This window comes from Brevibacterium ravenspurgense, from assembly GCF_001584615.1.
GTDB lineage: Bacteria > Actinomycetota > Actinomycetes > Actinomycetales > Brevibacteriaceae > Brevibacterium > Brevibacterium ravenspurgense.
Genome location: NZ_LQQC01000009.1, coordinates 1 through 13,553 on the forward strand (window position 1 = coordinate 1; position 13,553 = coordinate 13,553).

The 13,553-nt window shown below is 60.4% G+C and carries 11 protein-coding genes and 1 pseudogene; 7 read left to right on the forward strand and 5 right to left on the reverse strand.

Annotated elements, in window-relative coordinates:
• Window positions 1-218: 218 nt before the first annotated feature.
• Entirely contained in the window at window positions 219-1,076 is an 858-nt protein-coding gene (locus Bravens_RS10395) for an IS3 family transposase (protein WP_244878114.1), read from the reverse strand.
• Window positions 1,077-1,087: 11 nt separating this feature from the next.
• A complete protein-coding gene (locus Bravens_RS10695; RefSeq protein ID WP_197456676.1) occupies window positions 1,088-1,390 on the reverse strand; it encodes a transposase in 303 nt (100 codons plus the stop codon).
• Between the two features lie 229 nt (window positions 1,391-1,619).
• Here Bravens_RS10695 and Bravens_RS04245 point away from each other — a divergent pair, with 229 nt between their 5' ends.
• From Bravens_RS04245 to Bravens_RS04260, 4 genes are all read left to right on the forward strand, one after another.
• Window positions 1,620-2,534, forward strand: a complete 915-nt coding sequence (locus Bravens_RS04245; RefSeq protein ID WP_062020598.1) for a phosphoenolpyruvate carboxykinase domain-containing protein — start codon at window positions 1,620-1,622, stop codon at window positions 2,532-2,534.
• Between the two features lie 305 nt (window positions 2,535-2,839).
• Window positions 2,840-3,583 (forward strand): metal ABC transporter ATP-binding protein, encoded by a 744-nt coding sequence (locus Bravens_RS04250; RefSeq protein WP_062020600.1) that lies wholly within the window; start codon window positions 2,840-2,842, stop codon window positions 3,581-3,583.
• A gap of 2 nt (window positions 3,584-3,585) precedes the next feature.
• Window positions 3,586-4,428: a metal ABC transporter permease gene (locus tag Bravens_RS04255; protein ID WP_061942160.1), complete on the forward strand. Its 843-nt coding sequence runs from the start codon at window positions 3,586-3,588 to the stop codon at window positions 4,426-4,428.
• On the forward strand, window positions 4,425-5,387 hold the full coding sequence (locus Bravens_RS04260) for a metal ABC transporter solute-binding protein, Zn/Mn family (RefSeq protein WP_062020602.1): 963 nt from the start codon (window positions 4,425-4,427) through the stop codon (window positions 5,385-5,387). Before Bravens_RS04255 ends, Bravens_RS04260 begins: the two co-directional genes overlap by 4 nt.
• Before the next feature lie 24 nt (window positions 5,388-5,411).
• Here the strand turns inward: Bravens_RS04260 and Bravens_RS04265 are convergent, their stop codons facing one another.
• Complete coding sequence (locus Bravens_RS04265; protein WP_176745003.1) at window positions 5,412-5,849, reverse strand: hypothetical protein; 438 nt, start codon at window positions 5,847-5,849, stop codon at window positions 5,412-5,414.
• A 26-nt stretch (window positions 5,850-5,875) separates the two neighbouring features.
• On the opposite strand from Bravens_RS04265, the gene Bravens_RS04270 reads away from it, so the two are divergent.
• Both Bravens_RS04270 and Bravens_RS04275 read left to right on the forward strand, forming a co-directional pair.
• Window positions 5,876-6,751 (forward strand): metal ABC transporter permease, encoded by an 876-nt coding sequence (locus Bravens_RS04270; RefSeq protein ID WP_019175825.1) that lies wholly within the window; start codon window positions 5,876-5,878, stop codon window positions 6,749-6,751.
• Between the two features lie 28 nt (window positions 6,752-6,779).
• Window positions 6,780-7,436, forward strand: coding sequence for a metal-dependent transcriptional regulator (locus Bravens_RS04275; RefSeq protein ID WP_062020604.1), 657 nt, complete (start codon window positions 6,780-6,782; stop codon window positions 7,434-7,436).
• 34 nt (window positions 7,437-7,470) lie between these two features.
• Here Bravens_RS04275 and Bravens_RS04280 read toward each other — a convergent pair whose 3' ends face one another.
• Complete coding sequence (locus Bravens_RS04280) at window positions 7,471-8,148, reverse strand: metal-dependent transcriptional regulator (protein ID WP_062020606.1); 678 nt, start codon at window positions 8,146-8,148, stop codon at window positions 7,471-7,473.
• A gap of 480 nt (window positions 8,149-8,628) precedes the next feature.
• Here Bravens_RS04280 and mobF point away from each other — a divergent pair.
• Window positions 8,629-12,173 (forward strand): annotated as a pseudogene (mobF, locus tag Bravens_RS04285) (MobF family relaxase).
• A 116-nt stretch (window positions 12,174-12,289) separates the two neighbouring features.
• On the opposite strand, the gene Bravens_RS04290 reads toward mobF, so the two are convergent.
• Complete coding sequence (locus tag Bravens_RS04290; RefSeq protein ID WP_062020688.1) at window positions 12,290-13,480, reverse strand: integrase catalytic domain-containing protein; 1,191 nt, start codon at window positions 13,478-13,480, stop codon at window positions 12,290-12,292.
• Window positions 13,481-13,553: the final 73 nt, after the last annotated feature.

Sequence of the window (13,553 nt, forward strand, 5' to 3'; positions counted from 1 at the left end):
CCAGGTTCGCGGCTTCACGCCGATACTCCGGCGTGTACTTCTTGCGCTGTTGACTCACAATGAACATCCTCTCCTACGGACACAAGATCCGCACTAATAGGGTGTCCACTAAACGAGGGTAACCTCACTTGTTTTGCGCCGAGCACTGATTGGACTCGGTACCAGACTTCGGGGCCGACGAGTGTGGTGGACTTGCCCCCGTTTGTTGGACTTTGATTTTACTTTGGTTGGGGTTGTAGCGCTTGGTGGCGCTTTTCGGTTGGGGTTTGGCCTTTGAATTGGGTCTGTAGTCGTTGGGTGTTGTACCAGGTGATGTAGCTGTCGATTGCTTGTTCGAGCTGTTCGAAGCTGCTGAATTTCTGGTTGTAGTACATCTCGGTCTTCAGCTGGCCGAAGAAGTTTTCCATGACCGCGTTGTCAAAGCAGTTGCCCTTACGTGACATGGATTGTTCAGCGCCTGCTTGTGTGATGAGGTCGCGCCAGCTGGAGTGTTGGTAGTGCAGTCCCTGGTCGGTGTGGACCATCAGCCCCGGTGCTGGCTGGTGTTCCTTGATAGCCCTGTCCAGGGTTTGGGCAGTCATTGTTGTTGTGGGGGCTTTCGCGATGGTATGGACCAGGATCACCCGGTCGTGTAAGTCCATAATCGGTGAGAGATACAGTTTCTGGCCTGCCACATGAAACTCGGTGATATCGCTGACCCATGCGCTATTCGGTGAGTCCTGACGGAAGTTCCGTGCCAGCAGGTTCTCAGCGATATGGCTGGGCCTGCCCGGATGCGAGCTGTACTTCTTCGATCTTCTGATCACAGCCTTCAGGCCCATACGGTCCATCAGTTTGTACACCAGTTTGTGGTTGACGACCCAGCCTGCTTTGCGCAGTTCTAGAAGCACACGACGGTACCCATACCGGTGCTTGTTCCTATGGAACACTTCCACAATCGCTTGCTTGAGCACAGCATGCTTCTCACGCTGTGTGGGATCCAGCAGGCGCTTCTGGTGGTAGAAGTAGGTTGAGCGAGCCAGACCCGCAGCTTCCAGCAGGTCATCCAGGCGATGCTCTGACTTAAGGGCGAACACAGCTTCGGCTCTTACCTGCGTCCTTGGTTCCTTAAGTCCCTCAATTTTTTTAGATACGCGACCTCTGCCCGCAGCTTCTCAAGTTCACGTTTCATCTGATACGTCTCAGCCTCGGACAACGGTGCAGCCTTTTTCCTTGGTACGGCTTCCTCACCATCACGCTTACGCGCTTGTCGCACCCAATCCCTGACGATCTCGACACCGCTTAGATCGAACTCCTGAGCCAACTGCATCGCTGTCTCACCAGCGACGTAACGGGCAACGACTTCCTGCTTGACCTCATCCGGAACCCTGGGCCTTTTTCTCTTTTCCACAAGACACAGCCTGCCACGAACACGCCACCGCGTATGCAACAACGACACACTCCCAAAAGGCACATCCAGCTTCCGCGCCGCCTCTGTGGCACTGTAACCAGCCTCGAATAAATCAACACACGCCTCACGTTGCTGAACCGTCAACAAACTCGTCGCACGCATAAGAAAGTCCTCATCAGAAACAGAACTGAAACCACAGTCCAACTAATGGGGAGCAGTCCACTACGGCATGAACCCCGAAAACGGGATCTTTGGTGTCGCGAAAGACACCAACGAAACCACGAACCCTGTAGCTGTCGATGCAATGGGCCCCGGAAGCGGTGCGATCTTCACGAACGTCGCCCGCCACGACCTCACCGGGGAGGTGTGGTGGGAAGGCAAAACCCCAGAGCCGCCAACGCAGATCGAAGGATGGCGCGACTGGGCCGGTCACCTCATCACCGACCGCGACGAGCGCACGAGAAATGACCCCTGGGCGCACCCGAACAGTAGATTCGCGACCGCACTCACCAACATCCCCACGCTCGCTCCTGCCGCTGACCATCCCGCCGGAGTACCAATTGACGCGATCATCTTTGGTGGACGCACCAGTGACCGTGAACCCCTGATCCGCGCGATCACCGACCCCGCGGAGGGTGTCTACGACGGACTCACCTTGGGTGCCGAGGCCACCTTCGCAGCCGAGGGCCTCGACGGGCAATTGCGCTATGACCCGATGTCCATGCGACCCTTCCTCTCCTACCCGGAAGGGGACTATGCCCAGCACTGGCTCTCCATCCTCGGCAACCTTGCCCACCCGCCAATCTTCGCTCACGTCAATTGGTTCCAGCGAGATCCAGACGATGGCCGCTACCTCTGGCCGGGGTACCGTGACAACCTCCGTGCTCTCCTTTGGCTTATCGACCACCATCACGGACGCGCGACCGGGCAGCACACCCCGGTCGGTATTCTCCCCACAGCTGACGAACTCGACCTCGACGGACTCAACCTCCAAGCGGGCGATCTCGACCGGCTGCTTCATATCGACCGTGCGCGATGGGGTGCTGAGATGGGCCACCGTAGCGAGCATCTCGCCCAATTCCCGAACCTCCCCAAACCTATTCGTGACGTACACAAACGCATCACCACGCAACTTGAGGAGTAGTAAGTTCAGCGACCTTGAGAACAGAGTCGGGGCGACGTGACCAAAAAACACGATTGCTATGCTTTTCAACTACGGCATTCCAAACATATAAGTTTGGAAATCAAGAGAAAGATGTTCAATGCGCACTCAATCACGATTGGTGACCGGCTTGGGAGTCATGGCGGCAGCTACGCTCCTTAGCGGGCAGAGGGGTCTGCCTCAGAGGATCTCGTGCGCCCGTGTGTTTCGCGATTTAACGGGTGAAAGCGGAGGGTTTACGGTAGGAGCATCCAAAAAGTTCGGTGCACTAAACTTAAGGATTCTTCATGGCTAATCTCTCTGTGCCTGACCCGGTGGTCCGGGTTCGCGGGCTCCACGCCGGCTACCGCAATAACCCAGTACTTACTGACGTCTCCTTCGAGGTGCCCCGCGGTGTCGTGCTCGGCATTGTGGGTCCCAATGGTGCCGGGAAATCAACACTCCTCAAAGCCATGCTCGGCCTCCTGCCCGGCACCACCGGCGAGGTGCGGTTTCTCGATCACCCACTGTCACGGGTGCGCGCCCGCGTGGCGTACATGCCACAGTCCCTCACCCTCGACCCGAGCTTTCCGGTCACGGTGCGAGACGTTGTGCTCATGGGCACCTACGCCGGGCTCGGCTGGGTGAAACGCCCCGGCAAAACCGAGCGGGCACGCGCCGCCACCGCTCTCGACACCGTGAAGCTCACCCACCTCGCCGAACGACCCATCGGGGAGCTCTCAGGCGGACAACGCCAACGGGTGCTCCTCGCACGCGCGCTCGCAGGGCAACCCGAGCTCCTCGTCATGGATGAACCCTTTCAGGGGGTTGACGCAACAAGCGAAACCACGATTGTTGAAACGCTACGAGAATTGCGTGCCCAGGGGGTCACCATCCTCATGGTGCACCACGACCTCATGACGGTGCTCGACTACTGCGACTGGGTCGCCCTCGTCAACCACGGGGTGGCACGCATCGGGCCCGCGAAAGAAACCTTCACCGCAAAAAACCTCGAGACCGTGTTCGGCATTCCACACCTAGGGGCGGCATAACCATGCAGTTCTTCACCGACCTTTTCGCCTACGACTTTCTCCAAAAAGCGCTCATCGTCTCCGTGCTCACCGGCATCATCAGCGGGGTCATCGGGAGCCTCGTCATGCTCCGCGGCCTCGCACTCATGGGCGACGCGATCTCACACGCCGTCGTGCCCGGCGTCGCCGTCTCCTACCTGCTCGGCATCAACTTCTTCTGGGGCGCCATCGCGGCAGGCCTCCTCTCGGCGTTTGGCGTGGGGTTCATCCAAAACCGCACCACCGTGAAACAGGATGCGGCGATGGGCATCATCCTCGCAACCATGTTCTCGATCGGGATCGTGCTCATCGCGAAAGCACAAAGCGCGATCGACCTCACCAAAATCCTGTTCGGCAACATCCTCGCGGTAAAAACGGAAGACATGATCCTCTCAATCATCGTCGGCGCCGTCGTCATCGCGGTAGTCGCACTGCTCTACAAAGAGCTTGTCATTTCAAGTTTTGATGAGGCGAGTGCTGAAGTGTACGGCTTCAAAACCCGCAACCTGCAATACCTGGTGCTCGTGCTCCTCACCCTCGTCACGGTCACCTCGATGCAAACCGTCGGAGTGGTGCTCGTCATCGCGCTACTCGTCACCCCTGCGGCGACCGCATTTTTGCTCGTGAAACGCCTCACCCCGATGCTCATCATCGCCGCGGCCTGCGGGGCGGTGAGCTCCTTTGTGGGCATGGTCGTGAGCTTTGCGACGAACCTCCCCTCTGGGCCCGTCATCGCGATCATCGCCGCCGTACTGTTTGTGCTTGCCATGCTGTTTTCACCCCGCCAGGGGCTCCTCATCCCACACAGAAAGGTACAACCTCAATGACCCATCACCCTCGCCGCAGGGCCCGGCTCACCGCGGCTGCAGCCCTCATCACCGTTTCACTGCTCCTGGGTGCCTGCACCCAAGCTGCCGATAACGGTGAGCCACCCGCCTCGGGCGAGGAGCCACTGCGGGTGGTCACCTCGTTCACCATTTTGGAAAACATGGCCGAAGAGATCGGCGGTGACCTCATCGAGGTGCACAACCTCGTACCCACCGGCACCGACCCGCACGAATACGAGCCCCTCCCCGAAGACACAAAAGCGGTAGCAGACGCTGACCTACTCATCATGAACGGGCTGAACCTCGAGGGAGGAGACGCGGGATGGTTTGCGCGGCTCACCGAGTCAGTCGGCACCGACCCAGACACCGTGATCATCGCCTCTCACGAGGTGGAGCCGATGATGATCGGCGAGGGCACCGCCGAGAGTGAGATCAACCCGCACGCCTTCATCGACCCAACGGTCGGCATCATGATGGCGGAGGCGATACGCGACGGACTCATCGCCCACGAACCGGAACACGAGGCGGAATACACGGAGCGGGCGAACGTCTACCTCGATGAACTCGAAAAGATTGAGGCGGAGTACCGGGAAGGGCTGGACGCGATCCCCGAGGATCAGCGTGTGCTCGTGACGAGTGAGCGCGCCTTCCAATATCTTGCCGACCGCTACGACCTCACCGAATACTATATTTGGGAGATCGACACGGAAGAAAACGGTTCGGCTGAGCAACTCACCCGGCTCATCTCAAAGCTGAAAGAGGTTGAGGTGCCGTACCTCATTGTTGAATCCAACGTTGATACTCGACCGATGGAAAAGATCTCAGAAGAGACGGGGATCCCCATTTTTGAAGACCCCATCTACTCCGATGAGATTGGTGACGCCGAACATCCGGAGGCCAACACCTACGCGAAGTACCTTGAATACAATCTCAGGGTGCTCACCGCCGCGCTCGGGTAACTGCTGGAGTAGCTAACCGAGTAGCTATGCGGCGGCGCTCTCGCGGGCCCGGGTGATCGCGTCAAGCACCCGCACCCGCAGGGCGTTGCCGCGCTCCATGAAGCCGCGCTGCATTGCGGCATACTCGCTTTTACCCTCGGGCGTTTCAATTTTCACGGGCGGGAGACCGTACTCGCTCACGTCGTAGGGCGAGGCCTGCATGTCGACCCGCCCAATATCGAGCGCGAGATCAAAGGTGTCGAGGAGGAGTTCACCGGGCACGAGCGGGCCGAGCTTCATTGTCCACTTGTAAATATCCATTCCGGCGTGCAGGCACCGATCGCATTCGGCAACATACCCACTGGGCCACTGATCGTGCTCACCCTGTTCGCGATCTTCGTAGTTTCTCTGCTGTTTTCCCCGCGCCGCAGCATCATCACCCGTGTCTTCTCGCGCAGACGCGCACGCGCGATGCTGAAGCATGAACTCCTCATGGAAAGGACCGTGCAATGAGTTTCGCCATTGGCACCATGCTGCTCGCCGTCGTCACCGCCGTCGCCTGTGCGCTCCCCGGCACTTTCGTGGTGCTGCGTCGCGGGTCGATGCTCGTCGACGTGATCGCCCACTCGGTACTCCCTGGCATCGTTGTCGGCTACTTCATCACCCGCAACTTCGACTCACCCCTCCTCATCATCGGATCTGCCCTCGCAGGCCTGCTAGTGGTCCTTGGCGCAGAATGGCTCACCCGCACCGGCCTCTTCACCGGAGATGCCCCGCAGGGGCTCATCTTCCCGGCACTGTTCAGCGGCGGGGTGATCTTGGTGAGCATAAACTTCGCGAACATCCACCTCGACACTCACATGGTGCTCGCAGGGGACCTCAACATCGCCGCGTTCCGGCACCTGATCATCGGCGGTGTCTCGCTGGGCCCGTCTTACATGTACGTGATGCTCGCGGTCCTGCTCGTGAACGTCACCTTCCTCACCGTGTTCTACTCGAAACTCAAAGTCATGACGTTCGATCCCGAGTTCGCGGGCAGCCTCGGCATTCGTACCGGGCTCATCAACACCGCGTTCATGTTCCTCGTCTCGGTGACGTTCAACGCATCGGGCGCGATCCTCGTGATCGCACTCGTTGTCGTGCCGCCCGTGACTGCCTACCTGCTCAGCACGCGCCTTCCCGTGATGATGACGCTCACCGTGATCATCGCCATTGTTGGTGCGGTGGCAGGTTTTTGGGTCGCGTACGTTCTCGACGCCGCCACGAGTGCCGGGATGGCCGTGTTCTACGGGCTCATGTTCGCTGCCGTGCTGGCAGGCACACGGCTTGCACAACGCCGAAGAAAACTCGCACACCACGAGATTTCAGCACTAGCCTCCGCGTAAACCGGGCCTCCCGACGTGACATCAGACCATGCAGGAGAGCACCGCGATTCAATACTTGAAAGCAATTTGGCATCTGCAGGAGCACCACCATGCCTCCGTCAGCGTCACCGCCCTCACCCACCGTCTCGCCAGAGCCCCGGCCACGGTCTCGCAGGCCATCAAGCGACTGGGCGAGGCGAGCCTCGTTTACCACGAACGATACGGCCCCATCGATCTGACCGACAAGGGACGCAGTACCGCGCTCCTCGCAATCCGACACGAACGGATAGCGCGCGCATTTCTCTGCAACGTGCTCGGCATACCCTGGCCAAATATTGCAGAGGAGGCCTCAGGAATCAGTCTTGCCCTCACTAACACCCTCGCAGAGCGTATGTTCCAGAAGGCCGGATCACCGACTGTCGACCCGTACGGGCACCCCATCCCAGATATCACCGGCCACCTCAGTAAGGTTTCCGATGCCGCACTGAGAAGCCACCCCGTAGCAGTAGATCTGCGTATCACACGGGTGGTGGAAGGTGATCGCGAACTCCTCGAACGTTTCCAGATGCTGGGACTCACCCCCAACTCGCCAGCGCAAATCACACATATCGATCACGCAATCGGTGTCATTGAGCTGGACACCTCGACCGGGAAAGCAAGCCTGGGACTTACCGTCGCTGGTCAGATACATACCGTCACAGCCTAAGCGGCAACAGATCGGCTCACCCCGACGCACACCACTATTCGAGCATTGCCACCCAGACCGCATCCGTCGCAGAACGTCCAAGCGGCAGCACTGCCCCGTGTTCCACGACAGCCACCCCGAGCGTGTCCGTATAGGGAGCCGCGGCTCTCGTCTCCAGAACGGTCCCGTATACGATGCCATGATCCGCGAAAAACTGCAGCAGCTCCGAGTCATCGTCAGAGATCCGCTCTACCCGAACCCGTGCCCCCGCGCCGACGCTCGTGAGCAGCACCGCATCGGGCCTCGTCACCGTCCCGTCCGCCGCAGGAATCGGGTCACCGTGTGGGTCGCGCTCTGGATGTCCGAGAAGCTCATCGATGCGGTCGATCATGAAATCCGACACGGCATGCTCAAGCATGTCCGCCTCTTCATGCACCTGATCCCACCGATACCGCAACACCTCGACCAGAAACGACTCGATCAGTCGATGCCGACGCACCATCGTTACCGCATGCGAGCGGCCCTCCGGCGTCAAGCTCACCGCACTGTAGCGGGCATGCTCCAGCAGGCCCTGTGTACTGAGCTTCCGGATCGCATCCGATGCCGTCGACAACGCTACCCCCGTGCGTGCCGCGACCATCGACGCGGTCACCGGAACATCGGACCACTCCCCAAGGCTCCACACCGCCTTGAGATAGTTCTGAGTACTCTCCGACAACGTAGACACCGACATAACCGCAGTTTATCAAACATCAAACTACGGCACGACGAAACTTTTCTGACCGACCCAGCGGCGTTGATGCCACTGTCGATCTCATCGGTGAAAATGCCGGTGGCACATAGGGGAGGTTTTTCTCGGAATCAGGTACCGAGCATCCGAGCCTCGCTACAGCCTCGATCATCATTCCCAAATCGGTGAACGCTCATTGTGCGGCGGTATTTAACTTTCTAAAGAACGTTGATAGTCGCCATGAGGCCACATCTTCGGGCCACCAGGAAGGTACGGTGAACATCTCCGGTTGCTCCTTACCTCTGTGGGCATATTTCGTGGTCGAGAGCGGGCCGAGCACGTTCTCGACGATCACCTGTCTGGGTCCCAACACGAGCCGCCACGCGTCTTGCAGAAGAGGCGCGAGCCCGCGAATCAACCCTGAGCTGACGCGGCAGTCGGAGCGGTCTCTGAGGCTTACCTGTCGTTCAGGAGGTAGGAGCGATGACGGTTTCGGTGCGGGTGATGTCCGCCGGGGACGGCTACAAATATCTGCTGCGCACCGTGGCCGCCGGTGATGGAGATTGGTCGCTCTCGACTCCCTTGACCCGCTACTACGCCGAGCAGGGATCACCACCCGGGCGCTGGATCGGGCAAGGCCTCGCCGGGATCGGAGCAGGACAACTCAGCACCGGTGACCAGGTATCCGAAGCGCAACTCCAGCTGCTTGTTGGGATGGGCCGTGACCCGATCACCGGTGACCCCCTCGGCCGTGCATATCAGTCCTTTACGCCCGTTTCGGAGCGCATCGAGCACCGAGTATCAGAGCTGGATGCGTCATTGTCGCCCGCCGCCCGTGCGAAACAATTCGCACAGATCGAAGCCGAGGAAATCGAGCGGGGTACCCGTCGTGCCGTAGCTGGATTTGATTACACGTTCTCGATACCGAAGTCCGCGTCGGTGTTGTGGGCAGTTGCCGATGCAGGGACGCAAGCGCTGATCGCGCAAGCGCACCATGCGGCGATTGCGGAGGTGGTTGCATTCATCGAGCGTGAGGTTGCAGCCACGCGAGTCGGTGCAACCGGGCCGGATGGTGCCGCAGCTCAAGTCGATGTCACTGGGGTGATCGCCACCGCATTCGATCACTACGACTCCCGTGCCGGTGACCCGCACTTGCACACGCACGTCGTGATCTCCAACAAGGTCCAGACCGCGCAAGACGGCAAGTGGCGCTCCCTTGACGGCAGGCCGATGCACGCCGCCGTCGTCGCACTTTCAGAACTCCACGAGGCGGTGTTTGCCGATCACATGACCCGCACGTTCGGTATCGAATGGGAAGCCCGGGATATGGGTCGTGATCGTAACCCGGCATGGGCAATCACCGCTGTGCCTGAGGAATTGGTGTCGGAGTTCTCGACTCGTTCCCACCATATTGAGGTCGAGAAGAACCGCCTCATCGACGCCTATATCGACAAGCACGGCAAGCAGCCGTCCACGGCGACGATTCTCAAGCTCCGAGCCCAGGCAACCCTCGCAACCCGACCCGAAAAACAGGTGCGATCCCTGGCAGAACTCACCTCAGATTGGCGCACCCGCGCAACTCGCCTGCTCGGTGAAGATGCAACCCGGTGGGCGCAAGACGTTGCAGTGAACGCGTCCGCGATGCTGTTGCGTGCTGACGATGTACCCCTCGATGTGACTGCTGAGATCGGGCAGAACATCGTGGATGTAGTGGGTGAGAAACGGTCGACGTGGCGGCGCTGGAACCTGCACGCCGAAGCATCCCGTCAACTCATGGGATGGCGCTTCGCCTCCATGTTGGATCGTGAAGCCATCACCGGGCTTGTGGTTGATGCAGCTGAGAACGCGTCCCTCAGGTTGACGCCACCCGAATTGGCATCAAGCCCGGTCGTATTCCAACGAGATGATGGCACGAGCAGATTCCGACCGAAGCACTCCACCGTGTATTCCTCCGAAACCCTGCTGGAAGCAGAAGACCGCCTCCTGCAACGTTCCCGTTCAACGGCGTCACCTACTGTGGAGCTTACGACGGTCGAGCAGATCACCCGTCGTCCCGATGCTGATGGGCGGATGCTGAGCGATGATCAAGCGACCGCACTCGCGTCGATCGCTGTGTCGGGCAGGACTATCGACGTGCTTGTGGGGCAGCCGGTGCTGGCAAGACCACCGCGATGAACGCGCTCCGCCGTGCGTGGGAACACGAACACGGAGCCGGTTCGGTTGTCGGCCTCGCACCGTCCGCTGTCGCCGCAGAAGTTCTCGCTGAAGATCTCGGTATCACGACAGAGAACACTGCGAAGTGGTGGCACAACCACCTCACCCACGGCACCGCGTTCACGGCCGGTCAATTGGTGATCATTGACGAAGCGAGCCTTGCCGGTACTCATTCACTCGATCGCATCACAGGACTTGCCGAAATGGCAGGCGCGAAGGTACTGCTCGTGGGCGACTATGCGCAACTGCAATCCGTAGACGCAGGCGGCGCGTTCGCACTGCTGGCCGGTGACCGGGACGACGCACCCGAACTGATCGATATTCACCGGTTCAGCAATGAGTGGGAAAAGACCGCATCCCTTGAACTTCGGCACGGCCGCACCGACATCATCGACACCTACCTCGATCATGGCCGCATCCATGACGGTGGCGAAGACACGATGACAGACGCCGCATATGCTGCCTGGCGTGAAGACACCGCGGCGGGCACTTCATCGGTGTTGATCGCGGAGACCAATGAGACCGTCACCGCACTCAACAACCGTGCCCGTACCGATCTGATTCTTGACGGTGCTCTACACCCGAGTCGTGAGGTGGAACTCAATGACGGGTCGTTGGCGGGTGTCGGGGACACGATTATTACTCGACGCAACGACCGGCGACTGCGCACGAAAGACACATGGGTGCGCAACGGTGCACGTTGGCACATCACCCAGGTCCGTGACGACGGCTCACTCACCGTACGAGCCATCGGGCGTCGTTTCGGAGGCGCGATCGTGCTGCCTGCCGCGTACGTGTCCGAGCATGTTGATCTCGGCTACGCCGTCACCGCCCACAGAGCACAAGGCATCACCACCGACACCGCACATACAGTTGTGACTACGACAACGACACGGGAGAACTTCTACGTCGCGATGACCCGCGGCCGCAACGCCAACCACGCTTATGTCGCCGTAGACAAACCCGATGATGCGCACAGCCAGCCCCACCCCGGTGATAACAGTGATGCCACTGCCAGATCCGTGCTCTACGGAGTCATGCAACACGTCGGCGCTGAACTCTCCGCCCACGAAACCATCACGGCGGAGCAGGAACTGTGGGGCTCGATCGCGCAGCTCGCGGCCGAGTACGAGACGATCGCGCAAGCAGCACAATACGACCGCTGGGCGACCTTGCTACATGCGAGTGGCCTCACACCTGAACAGGCTGAAGACGCGCTTACCTCCGATGCGTATGGTGCACTATCGGCGGAGTTGCGACGAGCGGAAGCGAATCACCACGATGTGGATCGGCTCCTGCCACGCCTCGTACAGGCACGCAGCGTCGAGGATGCCGATGACATCGCATCGGTACTGCACGCGCGACTCGTCAAAGCCACTGCTCGTCCAGCCGGGTCAGGACGGACGCGAAAACAGCCACGCCTGATCGCAGGACTTATCCCACACGCCGAAGGAACCATGAGTCCAGAAATGCGGCAGGCACTCAATGAGCGGCGCGAGCTGATCGAGCAACGCGCCGATGCACTCGTTGACCACGCTGTCGATGAAGCAGCCGATTGGGTGCAGCCGCTCTTCCCACAACGTCAGAACGAGCACATGATGACTGGTTGGCGGCGGCGTGCACGCGTCATCGCTGCCTACCGCGACCGGTACCAGGTCAGCAGCAGTGATCCACTTGGCCCAGTGCCGGAGCGTACTGCGCAGAAGATTGACTATGCACGAGCCCAAGCAGCGGTCATACAATTTCGTCCATCGACTCAACCACCTTCACACCGTGAACAGCAGCGACAGGTCATTCACGCCCTCGGACTCTGAGGCCAAGAAGGTCTCGGGCCGTGATGCCTCATGTCAAGACCTCCGGATGAGTTGATCGTTGCCTCAGGTGCCGATCTCCGGGGGTGGTGGGTCGTTGACTCAGCTATTTCCTCCGGTTACCCCGTGAGCTGACCGGCTCGGGCTTGTTGGTTGTGGCGGGTGCGGCCCTTGGCTTGGGCGAGGGTCTCGAGGCGCCTGGTGAGGTCGAGGATCTGGCGTTGTAGTGCGCCGAGGCGTAGTCGCTTGAAGCGGGCGTTCATGGTGATTACGGGCCGTTTGCGGATCGCGGGGTGGGCGCGGGCGCGCTGGTGTGGGGTGGCGGCCTGGTGGTACTTCTTGACGACTTTGGCCCCGTCGCGGTGCTTGGAGGCGAGCTTGAGGCTGGGCAGAAAGTAGTTCGCGAAGGCGTCATCGGCCTCCCAGATCTGGTTGAGCACATCCAGCTCGTCGCCGGTGTCGTAGCGGTAGTGGCCGACCAGCTCGCGCACCCGGGCCCAGTTCTTCTGTTCCACGTAGCAGCCGTCGTTCTTCTTGCCCGCCCGCCCGCGGGTGAAGGTGATCTCGCGCTGCTCGCAGTAGGCCAGCAGGTGGTGGTTGATGAACTCCGATCCGTTGTCGGAGTCGATCCCGCGGATCGGAAACGGGAACATCGCCGCAGCGTGGTCGATCGCCTCGATCACCCACACCCGTGCCCGGTTGGGCACTGAGCGGTTGAGGGTCCAGCCGGTGGCGATGTCGGTCATGGTCAGGGTGTAGCAGTACTCCCCGGCCGCCACACCGCCGTCATGGGCGACCAGGTCGATCTCCACAAACCCGGGCTCGGCGTCGTTCCAGTCAGCGAAGGTGCGGATCGGGATCTGGTGCTTGAGCAGCGAACCGGGCTTGGTGCGCGAACGTCCCCGCAGAGTCATCCGTTGCCGTTCGGTCTTGAGCATTCGGTCGATCGTGGCCGCCGAGACCCCGCTGAGCAGCTCGGCCTGGGCATCGGTGACCTTGATCTCGCCCTCGGCGCGCAGCAGCGGCACCAGTACCGGCATGAATGGGGCCATGATCTTGCCGGCAGGGGCCCGCAGCAGCACCCAACAGCGGATCAGCGCCGGCAACAGATCATCGCCATAGATCCGTGGGCGCGCCTTGCGTGGCTTCACCTCCCGGATCACCAGCGCCTGGCGCAGCGCTGCCCGCGCATAGTCCCGGTGCCAGCCAGTCAGTTCGACCAGCTCATCCAAGATCCGAGACTTATCCGCCCGGTCCGCGCTGCGGTAGGCCAGCGCCTTCTTCTTCGTCACGGCCTTGCGTTGACTCATCGTCAGCTCCATCCACGATGGTGCTCACGCGAAGTTCCTTACCTGAGGCAACGACCCCGCACAAGCGGAGGTT